24 protein-coding genes are annotated in these 22,148 nt (G+C 68.8%); 10 read left to right on the forward strand and 14 right to left on the reverse strand.

The features are described 5' to 3' along the window. Positions 1 to 86 precede the first annotated feature (86 nt). Positions 87 to 686 carry a superoxide dismutase gene (locus FPZ61_RS03635; RefSeq protein ID WP_185474746.1) on the forward strand — a complete coding sequence of 200 codons (600 nt, stop codon included), beginning with the start codon at positions 87 to 89 and terminating at the stop codon, positions 684 to 686. A 51-nt stretch (positions 687 to 737) separates the two neighbouring features. Here the strand turns inward: FPZ61_RS03635 and queA are convergent, their stop codons facing one another. The 5 genes from queA to lipB all read right to left on the reverse strand — a co-directional run bounded on the left by queA (position 738) and on the right by lipB (position 6,596). Next, complete coding sequence (gene queA / locus FPZ61_RS03640; protein WP_185465152.1) at positions 738 to 1,889, reverse strand: tRNA preQ1(34) S-adenosylmethionine ribosyltransferase-isomerase QueA; 1,152 nt, start codon at positions 1,887 to 1,889, stop codon at positions 738 to 740. Positions 1,890 to 1,927: 38 nt separating this feature from the next. Then, complete coding sequence (locus FPZ61_RS03645; RefSeq protein ID WP_185465010.1) at positions 1,928 to 3,298, reverse strand: dihydrolipoamide acetyltransferase family protein; 1,371 nt, start codon at positions 3,296 to 3,298, stop codon at positions 1,928 to 1,930. A gap of 67 nt (positions 3,299 to 3,365) precedes the next feature. Beyond that, on the reverse strand, positions 3,366 to 3,809 hold the full coding sequence (locus tag FPZ61_RS03650; RefSeq protein ID WP_185465011.1) for a YlqD family protein: 444 nt from the start codon (positions 3,807 to 3,809) through the stop codon (positions 3,366 to 3,368). A 78-nt stretch (positions 3,810 to 3,887) separates the two neighbouring features. After that, positions 3,888 to 5,825, reverse strand: coding sequence for an AMP-binding protein (locus tag FPZ61_RS03655; RefSeq protein ID WP_185465153.1), 1,938 nt, complete (start codon positions 5,823 to 5,825; stop codon positions 3,888 to 3,890). Between the two features lie 93 nt (positions 5,826 to 5,918). Further along, positions 5,919 to 6,596, reverse strand: a complete 678-nt coding sequence (gene lipB, locus FPZ61_RS03660; protein WP_185465012.1) for a lipoyl(octanoyl) transferase LipB — start codon at positions 6,594 to 6,596, stop codon at positions 5,919 to 5,921. A 53-nt stretch (positions 6,597 to 6,649) separates the two neighbouring features. Here lipB and hpf point away from each other — a divergent pair, with 53 nt between their 5' ends. From hpf to FPZ61_RS03685, 5 genes are read left to right on the forward strand one after another with little or no spacing between them, the layout of a single operon-like run. Next, positions 6,650 to 7,237: a ribosome hibernation-promoting factor, HPF/YfiA family gene (hpf, locus tag FPZ61_RS03665; RefSeq protein ID WP_185474747.1), complete on the forward strand. Its 588-nt coding sequence runs from the start codon at positions 6,650 to 6,652 to the stop codon at positions 7,235 to 7,237. A 27-nt stretch (positions 7,238 to 7,264) separates the two neighbouring features. Next, complete coding sequence (gene deoC, locus FPZ61_RS03670; RefSeq protein ID WP_185465014.1) at positions 7,265 to 7,945, forward strand: deoxyribose-phosphate aldolase; 681 nt, start codon at positions 7,265 to 7,267, stop codon at positions 7,943 to 7,945. Next, on the forward strand, positions 7,942 to 8,772 hold the full coding sequence (locus FPZ61_RS03675) for a DNA repair protein RecO (protein ID WP_370593366.1): 831 nt from the start codon (positions 7,942 to 7,944) through the stop codon (positions 8,770 to 8,772). The genes deoC and FPZ61_RS03675 overlap by 4 nt, the downstream gene beginning before the upstream one ends. A gap of 4 nt (positions 8,773 to 8,776) precedes the next feature. Further along, on the forward strand, positions 8,777 to 10,168 hold the full coding sequence (locus FPZ61_RS03680; RefSeq protein WP_185465016.1) for an MFS transporter: 1,392 nt from the start codon (positions 8,777 to 8,779) through the stop codon (positions 10,166 to 10,168). Between the two features lie 27 nt (positions 10,169 to 10,195). Further along, positions 10,196 to 11,365 carry a glycosyltransferase family 4 protein gene (locus FPZ61_RS03685; RefSeq protein ID WP_185465017.1) on the forward strand — a complete coding sequence of 390 codons (1,170 nt, stop codon included), beginning with the start codon at positions 10,196 to 10,198 and terminating at the stop codon, positions 11,363 to 11,365. Between the two features lie 3 nt (positions 11,366 to 11,368). Here the strand turns inward: FPZ61_RS03685 and FPZ61_RS03690 are convergent, their stop codons facing one another. Genes FPZ61_RS03690 through FPZ61_RS03710 form a run of 5 tightly spaced genes read right to left on the reverse strand, consistent with a single transcriptional unit; the run spans position 11,369 to position 15,837 of the window. Then, a complete protein-coding gene (locus tag FPZ61_RS03690; protein WP_185465018.1) occupies positions 11,369 to 12,748 on the reverse strand; it encodes a 1-acyl-sn-glycerol-3-phosphate acyltransferase in 1,380 nt (459 codons plus the stop codon). 6 nt (positions 12,749 to 12,754) lie between these two features. Next, positions 12,755 to 13,450, reverse strand: a complete 696-nt coding sequence (locus tag FPZ61_RS03695; RefSeq protein WP_185465019.1) for a superoxide dismutase — start codon at positions 13,448 to 13,450, stop codon at positions 12,755 to 12,757. A 17-nt stretch (positions 13,451 to 13,467) separates the two neighbouring features. Further along, positions 13,468 to 14,211 (reverse strand): orotidine-5'-phosphate decarboxylase, encoded by a 744-nt coding sequence (gene pyrF, locus FPZ61_RS03700; RefSeq protein ID WP_255441337.1) that lies wholly within the window; start codon positions 14,209 to 14,211, stop codon positions 13,468 to 13,470. A gap of 8 nt (positions 14,212 to 14,219) precedes the next feature. After that, positions 14,220 to 15,467 carry a tyrosine--tRNA ligase gene (gene tyrS / locus FPZ61_RS03705; RefSeq protein ID WP_185465154.1) on the reverse strand — a complete coding sequence of 416 codons (1,248 nt, stop codon included), beginning with the start codon at positions 15,465 to 15,467 and terminating at the stop codon, positions 14,220 to 14,222. A gap of 46 nt (positions 15,468 to 15,513) precedes the next feature. Continuing rightward, positions 15,514 to 15,837: a DUF1825 family protein gene (locus FPZ61_RS03710; protein ID WP_185465021.1), complete on the reverse strand. Its 324-nt coding sequence runs from the start codon at positions 15,835 to 15,837 to the stop codon at positions 15,514 to 15,516. Positions 15,838 to 15,968: 131 nt separating this feature from the next. Here FPZ61_RS03710 and FPZ61_RS03715 point away from each other — a divergent pair, with 131 nt between their 5' ends. The 4 genes from FPZ61_RS03715 to FPZ61_RS03730 are packed head-to-tail and all read left to right on the forward strand — an operon-like array spanning position 15,969 to position 19,094. Further along, positions 15,969 to 16,655 carry a hypothetical protein gene (locus FPZ61_RS03715; RefSeq protein ID WP_185465022.1) on the forward strand — a complete coding sequence of 229 codons (687 nt, stop codon included), beginning with the start codon at positions 15,969 to 15,971 and terminating at the stop codon, positions 16,653 to 16,655. A gap of 2 nt (positions 16,656 to 16,657) precedes the next feature. Next, positions 16,658 to 17,275: a GIY-YIG nuclease family protein gene (locus tag FPZ61_RS03720; RefSeq protein ID WP_185465023.1), complete on the forward strand. Its 618-nt coding sequence runs from the start codon at positions 16,658 to 16,660 to the stop codon at positions 17,273 to 17,275. 41 nt (positions 17,276 to 17,316) lie between these two features. Then, the gene (locus FPZ61_RS03725) at positions 17,317 to 18,792 is read left to right on the forward strand and encodes a leucyl aminopeptidase (RefSeq protein ID WP_185465024.1); all 1,476 of its coding nucleotides are present in this window, start codon (positions 17,317 to 17,319) and stop codon (positions 18,790 to 18,792) included. Positions 18,793 to 18,824: 32 nt separating this feature from the next. Then, complete coding sequence (locus tag FPZ61_RS03730) at positions 18,825 to 19,094, forward strand: hypothetical protein (RefSeq protein WP_185465025.1); 270 nt, start codon at positions 18,825 to 18,827, stop codon at positions 19,092 to 19,094. 6 nt (positions 19,095 to 19,100) lie between these two features. Here the strand turns inward: FPZ61_RS03730 and FPZ61_RS03735 are convergent, their stop codons facing one another. The 4 genes from FPZ61_RS03735 to lpxA all read right to left on the reverse strand — a co-directional run bounded on the left by FPZ61_RS03735 (position 19,101) and on the right by lpxA (position 22,146). Next, on the reverse strand, positions 19,101 to 19,325 hold the full coding sequence (locus FPZ61_RS03735) for a hypothetical protein (protein WP_185465026.1): 225 nt from the start codon (positions 19,323 to 19,325) through the stop codon (positions 19,101 to 19,103). A gap of 96 nt (positions 19,326 to 19,421) precedes the next feature. Then, positions 19,422 to 20,051, reverse strand: a complete 630-nt coding sequence (msrA, locus tag FPZ61_RS03740; RefSeq protein WP_185465027.1) for a peptide-methionine (S)-S-oxide reductase MsrA — start codon at positions 20,049 to 20,051, stop codon at positions 19,422 to 19,424. An 86-nt stretch (positions 20,052 to 20,137) separates the two neighbouring features. Further along, positions 20,138 to 21,325: a lipid-A-disaccharide synthase gene (gene lpxB, locus FPZ61_RS03745; RefSeq protein WP_185465028.1), complete on the reverse strand. Its 1,188-nt coding sequence runs from the start codon at positions 21,323 to 21,325 to the stop codon at positions 20,138 to 20,140. After that, the gene (gene lpxA / locus FPZ61_RS03750; protein WP_185465029.1) at positions 21,325 to 22,146 is read right to left on the reverse strand and encodes an acyl-ACP--UDP-N-acetylglucosamine O-acyltransferase; all 822 of its coding nucleotides are present in this window, start codon (positions 22,144 to 22,146) and stop codon (positions 21,325 to 21,327) included. The genes lpxB and lpxA overlap by 1 nt, the downstream gene beginning before the upstream one ends. Between the last annotated feature and the right edge of the window lie 2 nt (positions 22,147 to 22,148).

The raw sequence follows: 22,148 nt of genomic DNA on the forward strand, positions 1-22,148 counted from the left end.
CCAGCAGGTTGCCCATGTCGTGCCGCTGGACATGGCGGTCCTCCAAGGGCTTTGCCCGCTTTTTCACCCTTCGTTTCACCGTTTTCATGGCTCACACGCTGCCCGCTCTCCCCTACGACATCAACGCGCTCGAGCCCCACATCTCCAAGACCACCCTCGAGTTTCACCACGGCAAGCACCACGCCGCCTACGTCGCCAACCTCAACAAACTGGTGGAAGGCAGTGATCTCGACAGCAAGAGCCTTGAAGACGTCATCACCAGCGTGGCGGGCGATGCCTCCAAGGCCGGGGTGTTCAACAACGCCGCCCAGGTCTGGAATCACAGCTTCTACTGGCAGTGCATGAAGCCCGGTGGCGGCGGCCAGCCCAGCGGTGCCCTCGCCGAGAAGATCAACGCCGATTTCGGCAGCTTTGAAGCCTTCGTTGAGCAGTTCAAGACCGCCGGTGCCACCCAGTTCGGCAGCGGCTGGGCCTGGCTGGTGCTCGATGGAGGAACCCTGAAGGTCACCAAGACCGCCAACGCCGATCTGCCCCTGGCCCATGGTCAGAAGGCTCTGCTCACCATGGATGTCTGGGAGCACGCCTACTACCTCGATTACCAGAACAAGCGTCCGGATTACATGGCCACCTTCCTGGACAAGCTGGTGAACTGGGATTTCGTGGCCGCCAATCTGGCTGCCGCCTGATCGGCCCAGGCCCATGGGCGGCCGTCGAAGACGGCGGCCGCCCCCGAGGGCTCAGGGGCGCGCCGCCTCCAGCACCGCCTCCGGTGGAATCCACATGGCATCGCCATAGGAGAAGAAGCGGTACCCTTCCCGCTTGGCCTCTTCATAGAGCTCCAGCAGGCGCCGGCGCCCGATCAGCGCACTGACCAGCAGCAGCAACGAACTGCGGGGCAGGTGGAAGTTCGTGAGCAGTCCCTGCACCACCTGAAAACGGAAACCGGGCTGGATGACCAGGTTCACCGGCCCGCGGAACGGCACCAACGCTCCGCCATTCAGCGCCGCCACTCCTTCCAGGCTGCGGACGCTGGTGGTTCCGATGGCGATCACCCGACCACCCCTCCGGCGGCAGGCAGCCACCGCCTCCACCAGCGCCTGGCTGATCTCCACCCACTCACTGTGCAGATTCAGTCCGGTGAGGTCTTCGTCCTCCAGAGGTCGAAAGGTGCCGATTCCCACGTGCAGGGTGGCGCTGGCGATCGCCACGCCCCTGGCCTCCATGGCCTCCAGCAGATCATCACTGAGGTGCAGGCCCGCCGTCGGTGCAGCCACCGCGCCAGGTCGGGCCGCGTAGCGGGTCTGGTAGCGGCTGTCCTCCTGGGGATCATGCCGCTGGATGTACGGGGGCAAGGGCATCGCCCCGTACTGCTGCAGCAGCGCTTCGATCGCAGCCGCATCGTTGCAACCGGGAGGGAAGCGGATCACCCGCCCCCCCGTGGACCCATCGACGGCCACCACCTCCAGGGGCAGAGACGGCTGGCCGATGGCCTCCAGCTGAAGGATCTCCCCCGGCCGCACCCGCTTGCCAGGCCTCACCAGGCAGATCCAGCAACTGTCGCTGGCCTCCACGGCCGCCTCCTGGGGAGTGGCGCTGTCGTAGGGCTGAAGCACCAGCAACTCAACGGCACCCCCGCTGGAGCGGCGGGCCTGCAGCCGGGCCTTCAGCACCCGGGTGTCGTTGACCACGAGCAGATCACCCTGGTGCAGCTCGGCCTGAAGATCCCAGACACGCAGATGCCGGATCTGTTCAGGACCTGAGCCACCCGAAGCGCCAAGGGCCAGCAGGTGGGCCGAGTGGCGCGGCTCAGCTGGCGTCTGAGCAATGAAGGACGGCGGCAGGACGTAGTCGTAGCTGGAGAGCCGCAGATCGGCGGGGGGTTCGCTCAGGGGTGCAGGGGCCTGTGGGGCCAACGAAACGAAGGAAGTCAGAGGGCCAGGCTTTCGGGTGCCGTCTCGATCAGCTGGGCCAGGTCCTTGAGGAAGGCTGCGGCGTGGGTGCCGTAGATGACCCGGTGATCCGCCGTGAGGTTCACCTGCATCTGTCGCTTGACGGCGATCGAACCATCCTTGCCGGCCACCACCGCAGGGCGGGAGGCCGCCACCGCCAGGATCGCTCCGGTTCCGGGAGGGAGGATCGCATCGAAACGGTCGACCCCGAACATGCCAAGGTTGGAGAGAGTGAAGGTGCCTGTGCTGTACTCCTCCGGCTTGAGCTGCTTGGAGCGGGAACGGGCCACCAGGTCGGCCCAGGTGCGCGAGAGGCTGTAGAGGTCGGTGCGATCGGCCGTGGGCAGCACGGGTGTGATCAGGCCGCCGTCATCCATGGCGACCGCCACAGCCACATTGATCGTTGGGGGATACACCATTCCTGCCTCACTGAAGGAGGCATTGACCTGGGGATGACGGGCCAGCACCACACCCACGGCCTTGGCGAGCAGGGCGGTCATGGTGACGCCCTTGCTCTTCACCGACTTGGCGAAGGCATCAAGCCGGTCGGTGGTGATCGTGTAGCCCACGTGGAAGCAGGGCACCGCCAGGCTGGCCACCATGTTGCGGTTGACCGCCGCCTGCAGGGTGTTGAAGGCGACTGTGTCGCCAGGGTTGCCGAAGCACTGGCCGGCGGGTGCCGCCGCCGCTGAGCCATTGCCGGATGCCACGGCACCGGCCGCAGCGGAAACTGCCGGGGCAGAGCCCTCAGCCACCCGCGGCACGCTGGCGGCCTGTCCGGCGGCCCGCTCCACATCGTCGGCCTGGATACGACCACGGGGCCCACTGCCTCGCAGGCTCTCAAGGGCCACACCCAGCTGACCGGCGAGCTTTCGGGCGCGGGGTGTGGCCACCAGGCGTCCGTCTGCGGCCACGGGCATCGGGGTGGCGACGGGCGCCGGTACGGGAGGCGCAGGTGCCGCCACTGGTGCCGGGGCCGGAGGAGCCACCGAAGCCGCGGCGGGCGCAGCGGAAGCCGTGGCGACTGCGGGCGCGGGCGCCGGCTCGGCCGCTGGAGCAGCCGCAGGGGCGGCCGGCGCTGAAGCCTGGGCCGCCGCGATCTCCGCTTCGGTTTCAACGATCAGACCGATGGTTTCACCCACAGGGGCTGTGCCGCCAGAAGGAAGCAACACCGAGGCCAGAAAGCCTTCCTGGAACGCCTCGACGTCCATGTCGGCCTTGTCGGACTCCACCACCAGCACCGACTCGCCCCGCTCGACGCGGTCCCCGGGCTTCTTCAGCCACTCCACGATCTTGCCCTCCGTCATCGTGGAGCTCAGGGCGGGCATGAAGATTTCGTGGGTCGCCAAAGTCCTGATCCCAAATGCAGGCTGCGTGCGGATTTTACGTGCGACCCCTCCCGCTGCGCCGGGAGCCTCAGCCCCCTTCGATGGCCTGCACGACGCCGTCGCGCACCAGGACGGCCACCTGCAGCTTCTCCACCAGATTGTCGCCCACCTTGACCTTGCAGGTGCCCTCGATCTGGCCCTGGTCGACGATCTGATCAAACTCAAGATCACGCACCTGGCGCTGCTGCTCGATCAGGGTGCGTTTCTGCTCCTCGAATTCGGCCCGCTTGGCCGCCACCTGCTGCTGCACCGAAGCCACCTGCTCCTGCACCCGGGGATCGAGCGGATTGAGGCTTTGGCGGCGGATCTCATCCACCAGTTGCTGACCCTCCTGCTCCAGCTGGGCCAGCTGCTGGTCGCTGTTGCTGACCGCCGCGCTCAGCTCCCGCTCGGCGTCCTCCTTCCAGCGGGGGGTGACCACGGCCCGCACGGTGATCGTGCGCTTGATGGTGAGCGTGTGGCCTTCGGTCATGGGAGAGCGGTCGCAGCGACCAGGCTCTCAGCCCGCAGCCCAGCGGTCAACCAACGGGGCAGGGGAGTGGCTGAGGGCTCAGCCCCGGTAGATCGCCTCGATCGCCGCCCCGTCGCGATCGGTGATGCGATCCCGGCGCTGCTTGAGGGTCTGGGTCAGCAAACCATTGTCGATCGAGAAGGGCTCCACCAGGGCCACCCCCGCCAGTCGTTCGTCGGGGCGCGAGCCCGGCCGGGCCGCCAGCAGCCGGTTGAACTCTCCGCTGAGGGCCTTGAGGAGGGCCCGGTCAGTACCGGTTCCACCGCTCTGCGGGGCGGGCAAGTCCCTGGCCCTGGCAAAGGCAGCCAGGGGTTCGGCGCGTGGCACCAGCAGGGCCGCAAGCTGACGGCGGTCCTGACCCACCAGCATCACCTGCTCCACCAGGGGATGGGCCACCAGAGCCTCTTCCAGGGGACCCGGCTCGATGTTCTCGCCACTGCTGAGCACGATCGTGTCCTTGGCCCGGCCTGTGAGCACCAGGGTTCCATCGGGCAGAAGCTGCCCCAGATCACCCGTGTCGAACCAGCCGGCCCCATCCAGCACCGCAGCGGTGGCCTCGGGCCTGCCGAAGTATCCGGCCATCACCTGGGGGCCTCGGGCGAGCACGCGTCCCCGCTGCCGCCAGCCCAGCAGCTCCCCGCTTTCGGGATCGACGATGCGCAGTTCCGTTGCCGGCAGCGGTTGCCCGGCACTGCCGCGCCGGTTCCGCCAGGGACGACGGCAGGCCAGCACCGGGCTGGTTTCGGTGAGGCCGTAGCCCACCAGCAGCTCGATGCCGATCGCCTCGAAAAAGCCATCCACGTGCAGGGCCAGGGCCCCACCGCCACTGATGGCGGTGCGCAGGGCCCCTCCCGAAAGCTGCTGGCGCACTTTGGGCCAGAGCAGGGCGGAGGCCAGCCCATGGCCGGGCCAGCTCAGCAGCCAACCCAGGCCTGCGGCCAGGCGGCGAGGCAGCGATTCGTGCTCAAGGGTGAGATCGAGGGCGCGACGGCGCGACAGCCCATGCCAGCGGCTCAGCCGCAGGGCCTGGCTGATCAGACCCTTGCGGGAGGGGGGCATGGCCTCGAGGGCGTCCTCAAAGCCCGCCAGCAGGGCCTCCCACAGCCTCGGCACGCTGATCATGTACTGGGGCCGGACGCGCTGCAGATCGGGGCGCAGGTGCTTGAGGGTGGTGTAGCTCTGGCGGCACCCGCAGGAGAGCAGGAAATACTCGGCGGTGCGCTCGTAGGCATGCCAGATCGGCAGCACGCTGAGCACCCGATCAGCCGGCCGTGGAGCCACCGCCACCCCGAGGGTGCGCAGCTGATGCAGCAGGTTGGCGTGGCTGAGGGCGACCCCCTTCGGGCGCCCCGTGGTGCCCGAGGTGTACAGCAAGGTGGCCAGCCGCTCGGGACCGGCGCTGGGAGGAGCGGCAGCCGGCTCACCTCGGCCGAGGGCCTGGAAGGTCTGCCAGCTCAGCCGCCGTGGCCCGGGGACCTGGGGACTGTCCTCCCCGGCATGAGGCCCATCCTCCAGCAGCACCACGAAGCGCAGCCGGCTCAGGACGTCGCTCTGAAGGGCCAGCCGCTCCAGCAGGCCAGCGGTTTCCACCACGAGGCCCACCGCAGCGGAGTCGTCGAGGATGTAGCGCAGTTCCTCGGGTGGGGCGCTGCTGCCACGTACGGCGTCGGCAGCTCCGCGGCGCATGATTCCCTGATCCGCCACCAGCCAGCGGGGGCTGTTCTCCGCGAACAGCGCCACCACGTCACCCTCCCTGAGGCCGAGGGCCGCGAAGGCTGCCGCTGCCGCCTGGATGCGGGCGTCGAGCTCCTGGAACGACACCTGCTCGGGCGGATGGGCGTGGGGAGCGTCGAGAGCGATGGCCTCACCGTGCCGCCGGGCCAGGATCGGCCAGAGTCCCTCCAGCCCCTGCAGCTCGCTCCAGTCGTCGCGTTCCGCCAGGGCCCGTTGATCGAGTCGGTCCCCCTCCCAGAGCATCGAGGCCTTGCCGTCTGGGAGTTTGCCGCCTGAAAGCGTCCCGTCAGAGGCCTTGGCGTCCATCGTCCAGTCCCGAAGCGCGGCTCAGGCTTATCACTGCCAGGTCACTTCCGAGGGATTCGGTGGGCGGAATCGCAACCCGAACCGCCGCGCCAGGGCCTGGCGCAGCAGGGGCTGCACCTGGGCGGTGGTCAGGCCCGGGCACCAGTCGCTCAGGCGCGTCACCCCATGACCGCTGAGGCCGCAGGGAACAATGGCGCCGAAACCCTCCAGGGGACAGTTCACGTTGAGGGCGAGGCCGTGCTGGCTGATCCAGCGACGGGCACCCACCCCGATCGCCGCCACCTTGCGCCCTTCCAGCCAGACCCCTGTGAGACCCGCCTTCCGCTCCCCCTTCAGCCCGACGGCCTGGAGCACATCGAGCACGGCGCCCTCCAGCTCTCGAAGGTAGAGATGGAGGTCTCCGCCGTGGCGCTGCAGGGCCAGCACCGGATAGGCCACCAGTTGGCCGGGGAGGTGATGGGTCACCTCCCCACCGCGGTCGATGCGGAACAGCGGGGCAGGGGGATCGGCGGGATCGAAGCGCAGGAACCGCTCGCTGCCCCCCCGGCCCAGGGTGTAGCAGGGGGGATGCTGAAGCAGCAGCAGAGCCTCAGGCCCGTCGGGATCGCTCAGCAGCCGGGCCTGCAGGCCCCGTTGCCAGGCCCAGGCCGTGGCGAAGGCCACGGGCTGGGGGGGTTCAACAAGGATTGCGTCGAGGCAGGGAATCATGCGCTGGTCGCTTCCTACAGTTGATGCAGAACGACCACCGAGGGGACTGTTCGATGAAGCTGTTGATCCACGGCCGCAATCTCGACGTCACACCGGCGATCCGTGATTACACGGAAGCCAAACTCGGTAAAGCCATCAATCATTACGAGGGGCTGGTCAAAGAAGCTGATGTTCATCTCTCTGTGGCTCGCAACCCCAGGGTGGCGCAACAAACCGCCGAGGTCACGGTGTATGCCAATGGGCTGGTGATCCGTGCCCAGGAAAGGAGTGAGAACCTCTACGCCAGCATCGACATGGTGGCCGGCAAGCTCGGCAGACAGCTGCGCCGCTACAAGGATCGCCTCAGTGATCACCACGGAACCGGCCCAGCACCTGACCGCGGCGACGATACCGAGCAGGCCAGCCTCGAGGGCATCCTTCCCGACGATCTGATCGGCAACCGGGAGCCGGCCCTGCCTGTTCCAGCCGTCCGGCGGAAGTACTTCTCGATGCCTGCGATGACCCTGGAGGAGGCGTTGCACCAACTGGAGCTGATCGATCACGATTTCTACGTGTTCAGGGAGGCCTCCAGCGGCGGACTGCAGGTGGTCTATCGCCGCAACCACGGCGGGGTCGGTGTGATCCAACCCCAGGAATCCTGACTCACCCTCCCTTCTCCAGCCCCGGTGATGCGTGACTCAAGGTCCAGGGGGCCCCTGCCCGATCTGGCTCCGCTGATCGAGCAGGCCCTGCTGGATCCCCACCACGGCCTGGAGGCCGTGCACCAGGCCTGTGATCAGGCGCGGCACTTCGGTTTCGCCGGCGTGTGCGTCTCCTCCCGCTGGGTGGCCGCAGCCCGTGAGCGGCTGGGTCGTTCCGGCCGGGTCAAGCTGGTGGCCGTGGTGGCCTTCCCTTTCGGTGCTGTAACGGCGGCGATCAAGCTGGCCGAAGCGGAAGCCGCCGCCAGCGCCGGTGCCGATGAACTCGATGTGGTGCCCGATTTCGGGGCTCTCGCCGATGGGGATGGCAGCGCGATCTACCAGGAACTGGGCGCAGTCGTGGAGCTCGGCTTGCCGGTGAAGGTGATTCAGGAGGTTGGACGGCTGGATCCCGCCGCCCTGGAGCTGCTGGTGGAGGCCTCGATCGATGCGGGCGCCGCCTACCTCAAGACCGGCAGTGGCTTCGGCCCGGCCGTCAGCCCGGAGCAGGTGGCCCAGCTGCGCGAACTGGCCAGGGGCCGGGCGGCAATCAAGGCCTCAGGCGGCATCGCCGAGCTGGAGCAGGCCTTCGACCTGGTGGCCGCCGGGGCCACGCGTCTCGGAACAAGCCGGGGCGTGGCCCTGATCGAGGCCATGCGCGCCCCTGCCTGATGCCTGAAGAGTCTCTGGAGGGTCTCTCGCTGAAATGCGGGCCCCTGGGGGAACACGACCGGCTGCTGACCCTGCTCAGCGATGGCGCCGGCCTCAGCCGCCTGGCGGTGCCCGGCGCCCGGCGCCCCCGCAGCAGCCTGGCTGCTGCGGTTCCCCTGTCCCAGCTGCGGCTGCAGGTCGGCGGTGGCCGCGGCCTGCGGCGGGTGCGCCAGCTGCGGGTGATCCACAGCTTCGGTCAGCTGGGACAGCGTCTCGAGACCCTCGCCGCCGCCCAGTCGCTGGCGGAGCTCTGCCTGCGCCTTGTGCCCGATGGGGATGGCGTGGCTGGCGCCCTCGACGACCTGACCCTGCAGCTGCGCCGCCTGGAGGCGGTGGTCACCGAGCGACAGGAGAACCTGGAGGCCCTGGCGATCGCCGCGCAGGGGCATGTGCACCTGCTGGCGCTGGGGGGGTATGGGCTGCCGCTGCAGCACTGCGCCCGCACGGGGGAACCGCTGGCCCCTCCCCTGGGCAACCGGCAGTGGCGCTGCAGTCTGTTGCCCCGAGAGGGGCTGGTGATCGGCGCCGTGCCCGGAGCGATGCTGGTGCTGAACGCCTCCGAACTGGCTCTGTTGCAACGGCTGCCGCGGCCGGGTCTCCCACGCTGCCGCGATGGTGCGCTGATGGGCCCCGCCTGGGTCTGGCTGCGGCTGCTGGAGCTGCTGCAGGTGTGGTGCCAGGAGCACCTGGGCCGCCGGGGTCGGGCCCTGCGCCTGCTGCAGGGCTGCTTCAGCGCCGAAGCTCAGGGGCACCGGGGCGCTGCGCCATCATTGCCGCCGAACGACTGACACCTTGAGCGGATCGTCCCGGCCAACCGCCACGCCCCCCCCGGAGCCGTCCGAGGGCAGCAGCGCCGGCTCACGCACCGATGGCCTGCAGGCGGTGCTCACCCTGCCGGACTTCCGAAAACTCTGGCTGGGACAGATCTTCTCCCAGCTGGCCGACAAGTTCTACATCGTGCTGATGGTGTTCCTGATCGCCCAGTACTGGGTGACGGACACCCCCCAGAACAACATGGTGCTGGCCGAGGCCGCCGCCAGCCTGCGGCTCGATCTGGAAACCCGCGCCCAGATGATCACCCTGCTGGCCACGGGGATCTATGTGGCGAACACCGTGCCGGCGATGGTGCTGGGCACCGTGGCCGGGGTGTGGGCGGATCGCTGGCCCAAGCGCCAGGTGATGGTGGCCTCCAACGGCCTGCGGGCCGGCCTCACCCTGCTGGCTCCTCTGGCGCTGATGCCCGGGCCCCAGTGGCTGGGGTTGAGCTGGGGCTACTGGGGCCTGGTGGCCATGACCTTCCTGGAGTCGGTGCTCACCCAGTTCTTCGCACCGGCCGAGCAGGCAGCGATCCCGCTGCTGGTCCCCAGGCCGCGCATGCTCGCGGCCATGTCGCTGTATCAGGCCACCAGCATGGGGGCCACGATCGTCGGCTTCGCCCTGGGAGACCCCGTGCTGAGGCTGCTCCGCTCCAGCCTCAAGGAGATCGGCATCGGGGGTGGTGAATTCGTGCTGCTCCCCCTCTGCTACGGGCTGGCAGCCCTGTGCATCAGCACGATCAAGATGGAGGAGCCTGAACGGGTGGAGCGCGGCACCAGCGTCTGGAGTGAGATCGCCGAGGGGCTCCAGGTGCTGCGGGAGCGGGCCAGCGTCCGCGGCGCGCTGCTCCAGCTGGTGCTCCTGTACAGCATTCTGGCGGCGCTCTATGTGCTGGCCATCAGCCTGGCGTCGGCGATCGAGGGGCTGGGACCCACCCGTTTCGGCACCCTGCTGGCCATGAGTGGGGTGGGCATGGCCTGCGGCGCCCTGGGGGTGGCCCAGCTGGGCCAGGGGCTCAACCGCCGCCGGATGGCCTCCACGGGGCTGGCGCTGATCGCCTTCAGCCTGGTGTTGCTCGGCCAGGGACGGGGCCAGCTGCTGATCACCCTCGGCCTCTGCGGTCTGCTCGGCATCGGCGCCGCGCTGGTGGCGATTCCCTCCCAGACCACCATCCAGGACGACACCCCCGAAGCGATGCGCGGCAAGGTCTTCGGCCTTCAGAACAACCTGATCAACGTGGCGCTGAGCCTGCCCCTGGTGCTGGCCGGAGCCGTGGTGAGCCGCTATGGGCTGATGCCCGTGCTCTGGGGACTGGCGGCGATCACCCTGCTGGCCATCCTGATCGAGAAGCCCTGGCAGCGCTGCTAGCGTTCTCCCAGCACGAGGCCTGAAGCGTTGGCCCACATCGCGTGGCTGGGCAAGAAATCACCCTTCTGCGGGAACGTCACCTACAGCCTCTCCACCACCGAGCAGCTCCGGAAGCACGGCCACCAGATCAGCTTCATTCATTTCGACACCCCCGCTGGCGGCCTGGCCCCGAACGAGGGTGTCGGTGGCGGCAACGGAGAGGTGGCTCTGTCGTACCTGGTGAAATCCCAGGTGTATACGATTCCCTCTCCAGGAGCCCAGCGGGAGCTGCGGGAATCCCTGGAGCGTCTGCGCCCCGACCTGGTGCACGCCAGCCTCACCCTCTCCCCGCTGGATTTCCGCCTGCCGGATCTCTGCCAGCACCTGGGGGTGCCGCTGGTGGCCACGTTCCACCCTGCCTTCGACGCCAGCCTGCGCAACATCACCGCCGGCACCCAGCAGCTCACCTACCAGCTCTACGCCCCGGCCCTGGCCCGCTTCGATCGGGTGATCGTCTTCTCTGAACTTCAGGCTGAGCTGCTGGCCCGGCTGGGGGTGCGCCAGGAGCGGCTGGCGGTGATCCCCAACGGGGTCGATCCCGGTCTGTGGTGCCCTCCCGACCCTGTGGCTCCCTCGAGGGAGCTGGCCAGCCTCCGGAGCCGCCTGGGCCGGCGGCGCCTCTTCCTCTACATGGGACGGCTGTCGACGGAGAAGAACGTGGAGGCGCTGCTCCGGGCCTGGCGGCTGGTCCGACCACGGGAATGCCTGCTGGTGATCGTCGGCGATGGCCCCCTGCGCCAGGCCCTGCAGGGCAACAGCGAGGAGCATGACGTGCTCTGGTGGGGCTATGAAGCGAATCTGCACCAGCGGGTGGCCCTGCTGCAGGCGGCCGATGTCTTCCTGCTGCCCTCCCTGGTGGAGGGACTCTCCCTGGCCCTGCTGGAGGCGATGGCCAGCGGCACCGCCTGTGTGGCCACCGATGCCGGCGCCGATGGGGAAGTGCTGGAGGGAGGGGCCGGCATCGTGATCAGCACGCAGGGGGTGACCACCCAGCTGCGCACGCTGTTGCCGGTGCTTCGGGATCAACCGGTGCTCACGGCCGAGCTGGGCCGGCGGGCCCGGGAGCGGGTCCTGCAGCGTTACACCCTGGCCCACAACATCGAGCAGCTGGAGCGGCTCTATGCCGAGCTGGTGCCCCAGGGCAGCCTCGCCGCCTGAAGCTCAACCGATCCCGGCCTCCAGCCGCTCGCGCAGATCGGCGGTGAGCCGCTCGACCGCACCGCGGCGATCAAGGCGATACCCCTCGCAGCGAACCCCCACATCGAGGGGCTCCCCCACCGCCATGCGCACCAGCCAGGGGCCCAGGGCCGCAGGGGGCTCCTCGCCGCAACCGCGGATCCAGGTGATCGCCCGCCAGAGGATCATCAGCACCTCCCCATAGCGGTCAATGCTGGGCTTCTCGGCCACATAGGAGCCACTCACCGTGGAGAAGTGCTCCACGAGGCGCATGTGCCCCATGCGGATGTCCGCCTCCCGAGCCGACCAGTCAGCCAGGCTGCGCTCCACCGGGGAGAGCTCGTCGAGATCCTTCCGGTAGATGCAGGCCCAGCCCGCCTGCTCGATTCGGCGGCAGCGCTCGCTGACCGTTCCCCTGGCGGAAAGCTGGAAGTGGGCCTCGGCCTCCGCCAGTGCCCGCTCCCGCAGCCGTGCCAGCCGCTCCAGGAAGTCGATCGACGCGGGATCCTCCACGGCAGGTCCTGGGGCCGCCCCGTCGCTGCGCTGATAGAAGGTTTCCAGCAGGGAGAGCAGCCGCTCCGAGAGGGCTATGAGCCGTTCATAGCGGTGCTCGAGGGCCCGGGGGGAGTCGGCTGGCGCGGCGGGGGTGCTGACGACGGCGTCAGGAAGCCCCCCCAGCAGGGCCTCCATCCGTCCGAGCAGACGATCGATCGGTCCCCAGTCGTGGCTGATCGACAGGTACTGAAGTCCGATCGGCACGATCAGCACCCGCTCCTGGCGCCCGGCCGCCGCCAGGTCCTCGCAACACCAGAAGGCCATCTGGGCCAGGCCGGGCTCCAGGGGACTGAGCAGCTCGCCGTGGTTGTTGGTGGCTCCCTCCGGGGCGATCGCCAGGGGGAAGGGGCCGTCGGCGAAGAGGTGGCGGGCCGTCTTGAGGGCGAGGCGGTCCAGCTTGCCCCGCTGGATCGGGATGCCGCCCAGCTTGGAGAGCATCCAGCCGGCGGCCTCCCCGGCCCAGAGGGGAATGCCGCGGTCGTAGAGAAACTGGCTGTGGACCGGCGGCTTCAGACGCAGCCCATCGCGCCTCGCCGCCCGGGGAACCTCCCGCCAGAGCAGCTGGGCCATCACCAGGGGGTCGGTGGTACTGGGATGGCGGAAGGCGATCAGCAAGCGGCTGCGTCCGCTCTGGGCCTCGGCGAAGAGACGGGCGAGCCTGTCAGTGCCGCTGGCCTCGAAGCGCACCAGACCGCGGTAACGCAGCAGCAGCGGCAACAAGCCACGGCAAAGCCTGTAAAGCCAGCGGGTGTAATCCGGTGGGATGAAAGAAAGGGCCGGCTGGGCGGCCTGGATCCCTGCGCGGGGCATGGGCGGTCAGCGGGCGGCGTAACGATCGGACACCACCGACCAATCAACCAGAGACCACCAGGCGTCGAGGTAATCGGCGCGTCGATTCTGGTAACGCAGGTAGTAGGCGTGTTCCCAGACGTCATTGCCCAGCAACGGTGTGCCGCCCACGGGGGCCAGGTCCATCAGGGGGTTGTCCTGGTTGGGGGTGGAGAGCACCTGCAGCGTCCCCCCCGGATCAGTGACCAGCCACACCCACCCGGAGCCGAAGCGGGCCAGGCCGGCGGCGCGAAAAGCGGCTTGGAACTGCTGGAGGGAGCCGAAGTCGCGCACCAGGGCTGCCTCCAGCGCAGCGCTGGGTTCTCCCCCCTGCTCAGGGCGGCTGAGGGAGGTCCAGAAGAATGAATGGTTCCAGTGACCGCCGGCGTTGTTGCGAACGGCCGCCGGCACCTGGGAGGCACGCGCCAGCAGGTCTTCGAGGCTGAGGCCCCTCAGGGCCGGATCCCTGGCCACGGCGGCGTTGAGGTTGTCCACGTAGGCCTGGTGATGGCGATCGTGGTGGATCGTCATCGTGGTGGCATCGATCGCCGGCTCCAGGGCCTCGGCGGGATACGGAAGGGCAGGGAGGGTGAACGCCGGCGCCGCTGCCCAGGCCCCCTGGCCTGGGCAGAGCAGCAGCACCAGCAGCGGCAGAACCACCAGGGCGGCAAGGATCCGTCGCATCGTTTCGGCCCGGGAGATCAGGAGCCAAGTATGGATAGCCCTGCGCAGCAGGCGGCGAAAGCAGCGGCCGGATCGTCAGCGGCACTGATCGGCCGACCGATCACCAGCCGGCTGGCGCCTGCGGCCATGGCGGCCGCCGGGGTCATCACCCGCCGCTGATCGCCCACCGGTGCACCGGCAGGGCGGATGCCGGGGGTGACCAGGGCGAAGGGCTCGGGGTAGGCCTGACGCAGGGCCGCCACCTCCTCAGGAGAGCAGACCGCCCCGGTGAGACCGGCCGTCGCCGCCAGGGCCGCCAGGCGCGGGACATAGACCTCGGGTGTTTCCTCAAGCGCCAGCTCGGCCCTGAAGCGCTCGGCCTCCCAGCTGGTGAGCACGGTCACCGCCAGCAGGGTGGGGGGCGGCAGCTCCGCCTGGGCCGCCCCTTCAAGGGCTCCGGCCTGGGCAGCCGCAAGGGCCTCGCTGCCGGCACAGGCATGAACGGTGATCAGCTCCGCCCCGAGCCGGGCCGCACTGCGGCAGGCCCCGGCCATGGTGACAGGGATGTCGTGGAATTTGAGATCAAGGAACACCCGCAGGCCCCGGCGGCGCAGCTGATGCACCACATCGGGACCGCTGGAGCAGAACAGCTCGAGCCCCACCTTCACCCAGCGCAGAGTGGGAATCGAGTCGGCCAGGGCCAGGGCCGAGGCGGTGTCCCGGCGATCAAGCGCCAGGATGATGCGCTCCTGTGGAGCCTGGCTGCCGTGAGAGCCTGGCATCGAAGCGCTCATGCCACCAGGCGCAGGAAGGTCTTCTTGCCCAGTTGCAGGACCCGGCCCTCCAGCTCGGAGGCGGCGCTGAAGTCCTGGTTCACGTCGCTGAGCTTCTCGCCATCGAGACGCACCCCACCACCCTGGATCCGGCGCCGGGCCTCACTGCTGCTGGCGCACAGACCGAGAGCGCTGAGCAGATGGAAGGCCTTGGAGGGGAAAGTCACCCCCGAAAGGGAGACCTCCGGAACCGTTCTGGCCGCCATCTCTCCCGCCACCAGATTGGCGGCATCGGCCTGGGCGGCACTGGCGGCGTCCTGGCCATGGCGCCCAGCCGTGATCGCCAGGGCCAGGGCTTTCTGACGCTCGCGCGGGCTCCCGGGCCAGTGGGCAGGATCCAGGTCGGTGAGCAGGGTCAGGTACTGATCGGCCACCGCATCGGGCACCTTCTCGAGCTTGGAGTACATCTCCAGCGGCCCCTCGTTGAGCCCCACGGTGTTGCCAAGGCTTTTGCTCATTTTCTGCACACCGTCGAGCCCCGGCAGGATCGGCAGCAACAGACCGAACTGGGGCCGCTGGCCGAAGTGGCGCTGCAGATCGCGGCCCATGGCCACGTTGAACTTCTGGTCGGTTCCCCCCAGTTCCAGGTCAGAGCGGACGGCCACCGAGTCGTAGCCCTGCAGCAACGGATAAAGAAACTCGTGCAGGGAGATGGGGGTGCCTGAGCCGTAGCGGTTGGCGAACTCCTCCTTGGCCAGCATCTGTCCCACGGTGGTGGTCCCCAGCAGCTCGATCACCTGGGGCAGATCAAGGCCAGCCAGCCACTCGCTGTTGCGACGCACCTCCAGGCGACCCGGGGTGACGAAATCCAGCAGAGCCCGCTCCGGGGGGTGCCCCAGGCCCAGTTGCGCCAGATAGGTGTCGGCATTGGCCTCCACCTCGGCGGCACTGAGCTGCACACGGGTGATGCTCTTGCCGGTGGGATCCCCGATGCGGGCCGTGAAGTCGCCGATGATCAGCACCGCCGTATGCCCTGCGTCCTGAAAAGCCCGCAACTTGCGAAACAGGATCGAGTGCCCCAGGTGGATGTCGGTGCCGGTGGGGTCGATGCCGAGCTTGATGCGCAGGGGACGGCCCTTCCGATCGGCCTCGGCCAGCCGTGCGGCCAACTGCTGATCGGGATCGTCGGGTGTGCCGTTCGGGAACAGATCTGCGAGCCCACGCCGGAGCCAGGGGGGCAGGGTTGGTGGGGGGGCCTCAGCCATCAGCGACGGAACCATCGGCGCGGATCGTAGGCAGAGGCCTGCGGGCTCAGGCGCTGGCCTCGAGTTCGCCCTTCATGCGCTCCAGGGTCTGGTGCATCTGGGTGAACATCTGCTCGGGGGTCATGCCGAACTGCCCCAGCTGGGTGCGCAGCTGCTCCACGGTGAGCTTCGCCTGGAAATCCTCGGAGAGCTCGAAGCGCTTCATGAACACCTGGTAGCGATTCATCAGTCCTTCCATCTGCTCGATGAACAGCTTCTTGCCTTCCCGGTCGAACTTGCCGTAGTCGCCCCCCAGCTGAGTCATCTGCTGGTAATCGGTGAACAGGCGTTTGGCTTCGTCCTGAACGATCTCGGATTCGAAGAAGGCCATGGGGCGTGCCAGGCATGAGGCAATGGAGTCGATTCTGGGGGCCTCCATGGCCGGAGGCCAGTACGGATTGGCGTAACCCCGGCCCTGCTGCCGCTAACTTCGCCCCAGTTGCGCGGAGCTGGGGTACCGCCATGGCCAAGGGGCACTGGTTGGATCCCCTCGCCCGCAGCCTGCTGGAGGCCACGGGTCAGATCCGGCGCGAACCCAGGCAGCGCGGGGCCGAACTCCCGGAGTCCTCCAAGGCCGGCGACGAGAGCGTCGAGCGGGATCTGCTGGCTCTGAAGCTGGCACAGAATCCTGGCCTGAGGCTGCGCAGCGCCGAGGAGGTGCGCCACGCCGCGGCCCTGGGCTGGCGGCTGGATGTGAACCGCGCCACCGCCGCCGACTGGCTGCGCCTGCCGGGCTGCAGCCCCAGCCAGGTGGATCTGCTGCTGCGGCTGCAGAGCCGCGGTGTGCAGCTGAGCGGACCGGAGGATCTCCAGCAGCTGCTCGATCTCGACGAAGCGGTGATCCGCCGCTGGCAGCCCTTGCTGGTGTTCCGCTGGTATGGCGATGCCCCGAAGGCACGCCCGGCACCGCTTGATCTGAACCGCTGCACAGCCGAGCAGCTCAGGGCCCAGCTGCCCCTGGAGGAGGCCCGCCTGCGGCACCTGCTGCAGGAGCGCAGCCGCCTCCCCTTCCGCGACCTGGCCGATCTCCAGGACCGGCTGGACCTGCCTGCGGATCTTGTCGAGGCCCTGATCGGGCGGGTCAGCTTCGGGCAGGGCCCCAGCGGACCGGAGTTGCCGAGGCCGCCCAGGCCGGCGTCATCCCGTTGAGCATGGCCAGCGGACGCCAGCAGGAGCTGTTCCGGAGTGGCGCTCTCCATGGGGCGAGCAGCCCTCAGCCAGCGTCGCCGCCCCTGCTGCGCGAGCACCTGCTCAACTGGCAGCAGCACCTGGCGGACTTCCAGGGCCCCCTGTTCGAGCGCAACGCCAGCGAACTTCTACAGGGCAGCCTCTTCAGCGCTGACCCCTGCGGAAGCGGCGAGGATCCCCAGACACTTGCCGCCTGCTTCGATCCCCTGGCCTTTGAGGCCCAGAATCTGCAGTTCTGGCGCTGGCCCGAGTCCCCCCAGCAGGGCCCCGCCCTGTACCTGGTGATGGACCGGCCACAGCAGTTGCGCAGCCCTCTGCTGCTGTATGTGGGAGAAACCGGCCAGGCAGATCGGCGCTGGAAAGGCGAGCACGACTGCAAGGCCTACCTGGCGGCCTACGGCGAGGCCATGGGCCGAGCAGGCCTGGAGACCCGCTGCAGCATCCGCTTCTGCTGTGACGTCCCCGCCCGGGTGCGCCCCAGGCGGGCCCTGGAGCAGGCCCTGATCCGCCGCTGGCAGCCGCCCTTCAACAAGGAGACCCGTCAGCGCTGGAGCACCCCCTTCACCAGTGATCCCGTCTGAGCGGCGTCGCTACGATCGCGACCCGATGACCGCCACACCCCATGGAGTTCAGCTGCCCCACCACCCCGCTGAGCGACTGGAGCGGCGACACCCTCGGTGTCGGTCTGTTCGAGGGCGAGGCGGGGGAACGTCTCGAAGCCCTCGAGGCCCGCTTCGGGCCAGGATTGCAGGCGTTGCTGGAGCGCCGGTCCTTCAAAGGAAAACCGGGAGAGTGCATCAGCCTCACCCTGCTCCGGCCCAGCCCCCTGCAGCTCGTGCTGGTGGGGCTGGGGGAACCGGGCCGCTTTGATCTCGAGGCCCTCCGCCGTGGTGTGGCCGCCATCGCCAGAGCCGCGGGCCCAGGCCCGGAACTTGGCCTGGTTCTGCCCACAGAGGGGCTCGAGCCCCGCTCCGCGGCACGGGCCATGGCGGAGGCCGTGCGTCTCAGCCTCTACGTCGACGAGCGCTTCCGCAGTGAGACCGACCCCAAACCCATCCCCCTGGCCGTGCACCTGCTGGGGCTGGCCGATGGGGCCGCCGCCGGTCTCGAGGGGGTTGGCGCCACCTGCGCGGGCGTGGAGCTGGCACGGCAGCTGGTGGCGGCCCCACCGAACGTGGTCACCCCCCAGGCCCTGGCCGACACCGCCACGGCGATCTCCCGGGACTTCGGCCTGGAGCTGAAGGTGCTGGAGCGTGCCGACTGCGAAGCCCTGGGCATGGGCGCTTACCTGGGGGTGTCCCGTGGCTCGAGCCTGCCCCCCAAATTCATTCACCTCACCTACCGCCCTGCGGCTGGCGCCAGCCGCCGGCTGGTGCTGATCGGCAAGGGACTCACCTTCGATTCCGGCGGCTACAACCTCAAGACCGGCGGCTCGCAGATCGAGATGATGAAGTACGACATGGGAGGCAGCGCAGCGGTGCTGGGGGCCGCCAGGGCCATTGCTGAACTGAGGCCGGCCGGCGTGGAGGTCCATGTGATCGTGGCCGCCTGCGAAAACATGATCAGCGGAGAGGCGATTCACCCCGGCGACATCCTCACCGCCTCCAACGGCAAGACGATCGAGGTCAACAACACCGACGCCGAGGGCCGCCTCACCCTGGCCGACGCCCTCGTCTATGCCGCCAGGCTCGAGCCCGATGCCGTGGTGGATCTGGCCACCCTCACCGGGGCCTGCGTGATCGCCCTGGGCGAAGAGATCGCCGGATTGTGGTCCCCCAGCGACACACTGGCGGAGGCGTTGCTGGAGGCCGGCCACAGCCGTGGGGAGGCCTTCTGGCGCATGCCGTTGCAGGCCTCCTACAAGAAAGGACTCAAGAGCCCGGTGGCCGACATGAAGAACACCGGTCCCCGTCCGGGCGGCGCCATCACCGCCGCACTTTTCCTGCAGGACTTCGTGCCGGCCGGTCTGGCCTGGGCCCACCTGGACATCGCTGGCACGGTCTGGAGTGACAAGGGGCGGGGCCTGGATCCAGCGGGCGCCACCGGGTTCGGCGTGCGCACCCTGGTGGACTGGGTGAGCCGAGGGGGCGCGGCTTAGGGTTGGCTCCGCTGACGCCGGACCCCGACGCCATGGCTGCGCAGAAGATCCGCTGGTACATCCGCGCTCAGCTGGGGGTCCTGCTCCTGCCGCTGGGCATCTGCCTGGTCGGAGAGGCCATCACCCGCCGCACACTTCAGCTGGCCGCGCTGAGCCAGCAGGTGGCCGCGCCGGGACCCTGGTTCTGGTACGGAACTCTCGGGCTGATCTGCGTGACCGCCGGGGTGGGACTGATGGTGGAAAGCGGCCTGCTTCGGGGCTATCCCCGAGGTGGGCGCCAAGGGGCCGGCACTCCCAGCTGAGCCACCTCAGGCGGCGACGGGGCTCGACGCCAAGGAGCGATCATCCCGATCTTTGGCCAGCCCTGGGTTCTCCAGCAACATGGCGGGCTCCTCCAGTTCATGGATCTGCCAGCGGGCCCGCTCACCGAATGAGGCCAGCAGGCGGTCGAGATCGTCGACGGCCTGCTTGGGACTGGCATAGGGACCGATGTGACGTGTGACCAGTCCGTCCCGGATCGTCAGCAGATACATACAACCCACACGTCCCAAACTCCGCATCGATTTAGAGTAGGCGGATTTTGCGGATCTGGAAAGGGCCGGAGCCCCCCCCCTGCTGGGCGGCTGTCTTCACTTGACCGGCCCGCCCAGCCACGGCAGTGATTTCCGGGCCCTCTCCCCCCAGACCCGATCGAGCCTGCGGTCGCGGCCACAGGACCAACGGTAGTAGTTGTACTGGACCTTGTTGCGCTCCGCATAGTTCTGGTGATAGGCCTCGGCGGGCCAGAACGCCTTGAGATCCCGCAGTTCAACCTTGATCGCCCGGGGAGTGATCCCCAGCTCCCTGGCGGCCGAGGTCAGACTGGCCTTGGCCTGATCCCGCTGAGACGTCCCGCGGGTGAAGATCACGGGACGGTACGAGTCACCTCGATCGCAGAACTGGCCCCCTCCATCGAGGGGGTCCACATTCCGCCAGTACGCCCGAAGGAGTGTGGAGAGGCTGATCCGAGCGGAGTCGAAACGAACCCGCACGCTCTCGATGTGGCCGGTTCCTCCAGCGGTCACCTGGCGGTAGGTGGGGTTGCTGACGCTGCCTCCGCTGAAGCCGCTGATCGCCTCCACCACCCCCGGGAGGGTTTCCAGATCGTGCTCGAGGCACCAGAAGCAACCACCGGCGAGAACGGCCTCCTCCAGGGCAGCCTGCGCCGGTGCCGCAGGAAGCAGCAGCAGGGCCAGCAGCAGAGAGGTCAGCAGCCCCATCGACAACCCCTGCAAGGGGGACTCACGCCTGGGTCTGGATCGCCGGTCCGGGGACCTGAGGCCGCCCTGGCGCCCATCAGCCTGGTTCACGCCTGCGCCCCCGCCATCTGATCGAGGATCTCACAGGCGGCTCGGGTGGTCACACCAGGCTCACCGAGCAGGCCGCGCAACCTGTCGTAACCCGCCAGCATCCGGTCGCGCTCAGGACTCTGCTCCAGCAGGGGCAGCGCCATGGCTTCGATCCCCTCGGGAGTCAGGTCGTCCTGGAGCAGCTCCGGCACCAGCCGCTCACCCAGCACCAGGTTCACCGGAGAGATGTGGGGCACGTTGAAGCCCAGCAGTCGCTGGGCCACGAAGGCGGTGACGCGGCTGAGGCGGTAGCCCACCACCTGGGGAACCCCACGGAGGGCCAGCTCCAGGTTCGCTGTTCCCGATTTGGTCAGAGCCAGATCAGCGGCGGCGCAAAGGACCGGCTTGATGGCATCGGAGCGATCCGCAGGGATCACCGTGGCCTCCACACCTGCCATCTCCAGTTGCTCCGCCAGGGGGGCCTCGAAGCTGGCCAGACCAGCCGGCACCATCACCCGCAGCCCCGGCCGGCGCCGCTGCAGCTTGGCCGCGGCCGCCACCAGGGTGGGCATCATGTAGCGCATCTCCTGGGGGCGGGAGGCGGGCAGCAGCAACAGCAGCTGCTGGGATGGGGTCAGTCCCAGCTCCAGGCGGGCCTGCTCCCGTGAGGGCAGGGATCCGAGGGTGTCGATCAGGGGATGGCCGACCCAGGTGACCCTTGCCCCGCGGGAGGCGTAGAACCTGGCTTCTTCCGGGAAGATCGCCAGGATGCGGTCGGTGAAGCCGATCAGACGGGTCGTTCCACCCTCCCCCAGCCGAAAGGCCCATTCCTGGGGAGCGATGTAGTAGGTGATCGGGATCCCGGGGAAGCGGCGGCGAATGCGGCGGCCCAGGCTCACGTTCGCCCCCATGTAGTCGATCAGCACCACGCCGTCGGGAGGGAAGCGGGAGAGCCAGGTGCCCACCCGCCGCTGCAGGCGCAGGGTGGGCAGCACCAGAGGCAGCGCTTCCCACAGACCGACCGCACCCATCGGGGCGGTGTTGGCCAGCAGATGGGAGCCGGCGCTGCGCATCCGTTCTCCACCGAGGCAATCGATCTGCAGATGCAGGCCGCGCCGCCTGGCTTCCGCATGGAGGGCCTGGATCAGCAGGCCACCCTGAAGATCGCCGGACACCTCACCGGTGCTGATCAGCAGACGCACCATCAGCGCTGGTGGGGAAGCGGGCCCCGGCGCCCTGGGGCGATCGAGGCCTCGAGAAAGCTGCAGAGTTCTTCGGAGGCAGGCAGGAGTGTTTCGGCGCGGATGTGAGCCAGCGCCTCCGCCAGCACCTCCTGGCTGCGGTAGAGCCGATTCCACACCGCCAGGAGCTGCTTCATCTCGGCACCGCCCTCTCGGTCAGCCAGACCGTTGCGCTTGAGCCCGATCCGGTTGAGACCGCGCAGACGACCGGGATGGCCCTCCACGATCGCGAAGGGGGGCACGTCGCGGTCGATGCGGCTCATGCCGCCGACCATCGCCAGCTGTCCGATGTGCACGAACTGGTGGATGCCGAGCACCCCGCCGATCACAGCCCGGTCGCCGATCACCACATGGCCGGCGATCGCCACGCTGTTGGCCACCACGATGCGGTTGCTGAGGTGGCAGTTGTGCCCCACATGGCTGTAAGCCATCAGCAGGTTGCCGCTCCCCAGGCGGGTCTGCTCCCCATCGGCGGTGGCGCGGTTGATGGTGACGCATTCGCGGATCGTGTTGTCGTCCCCCAGCACCACCTCGGTGGGGGCGCCTCCGTATTTGAGATCCTGGGGTTCGAGGCCGATGCAGGCCCCTGGAAAGATCCGGTTCCCGGACCCCATCGTGACCCGGCCATCGATCACCACGTGGGGACCGATCTGGCAGCCGGGGCCGATCCGCACGTCGGGGCCGATCACCGCGAAAGGGCCGATCTGGACTCCCTGGGCCAGCTCGGCCCGGCTGTCGACCACCGCGGTGGGGTGAATCGTGGTTTCCACGGCAGTGCTGGTCATCG

It is taken from the genome of Synechococcus sp. BSA11S, from assembly GCF_014224355.1.
In the GTDB taxonomy this organism is placed as follows: Bacteria; Cyanobacteriota; Cyanobacteriia; order PCC-6307; family Cyanobiaceae; genus Regnicoccus_A.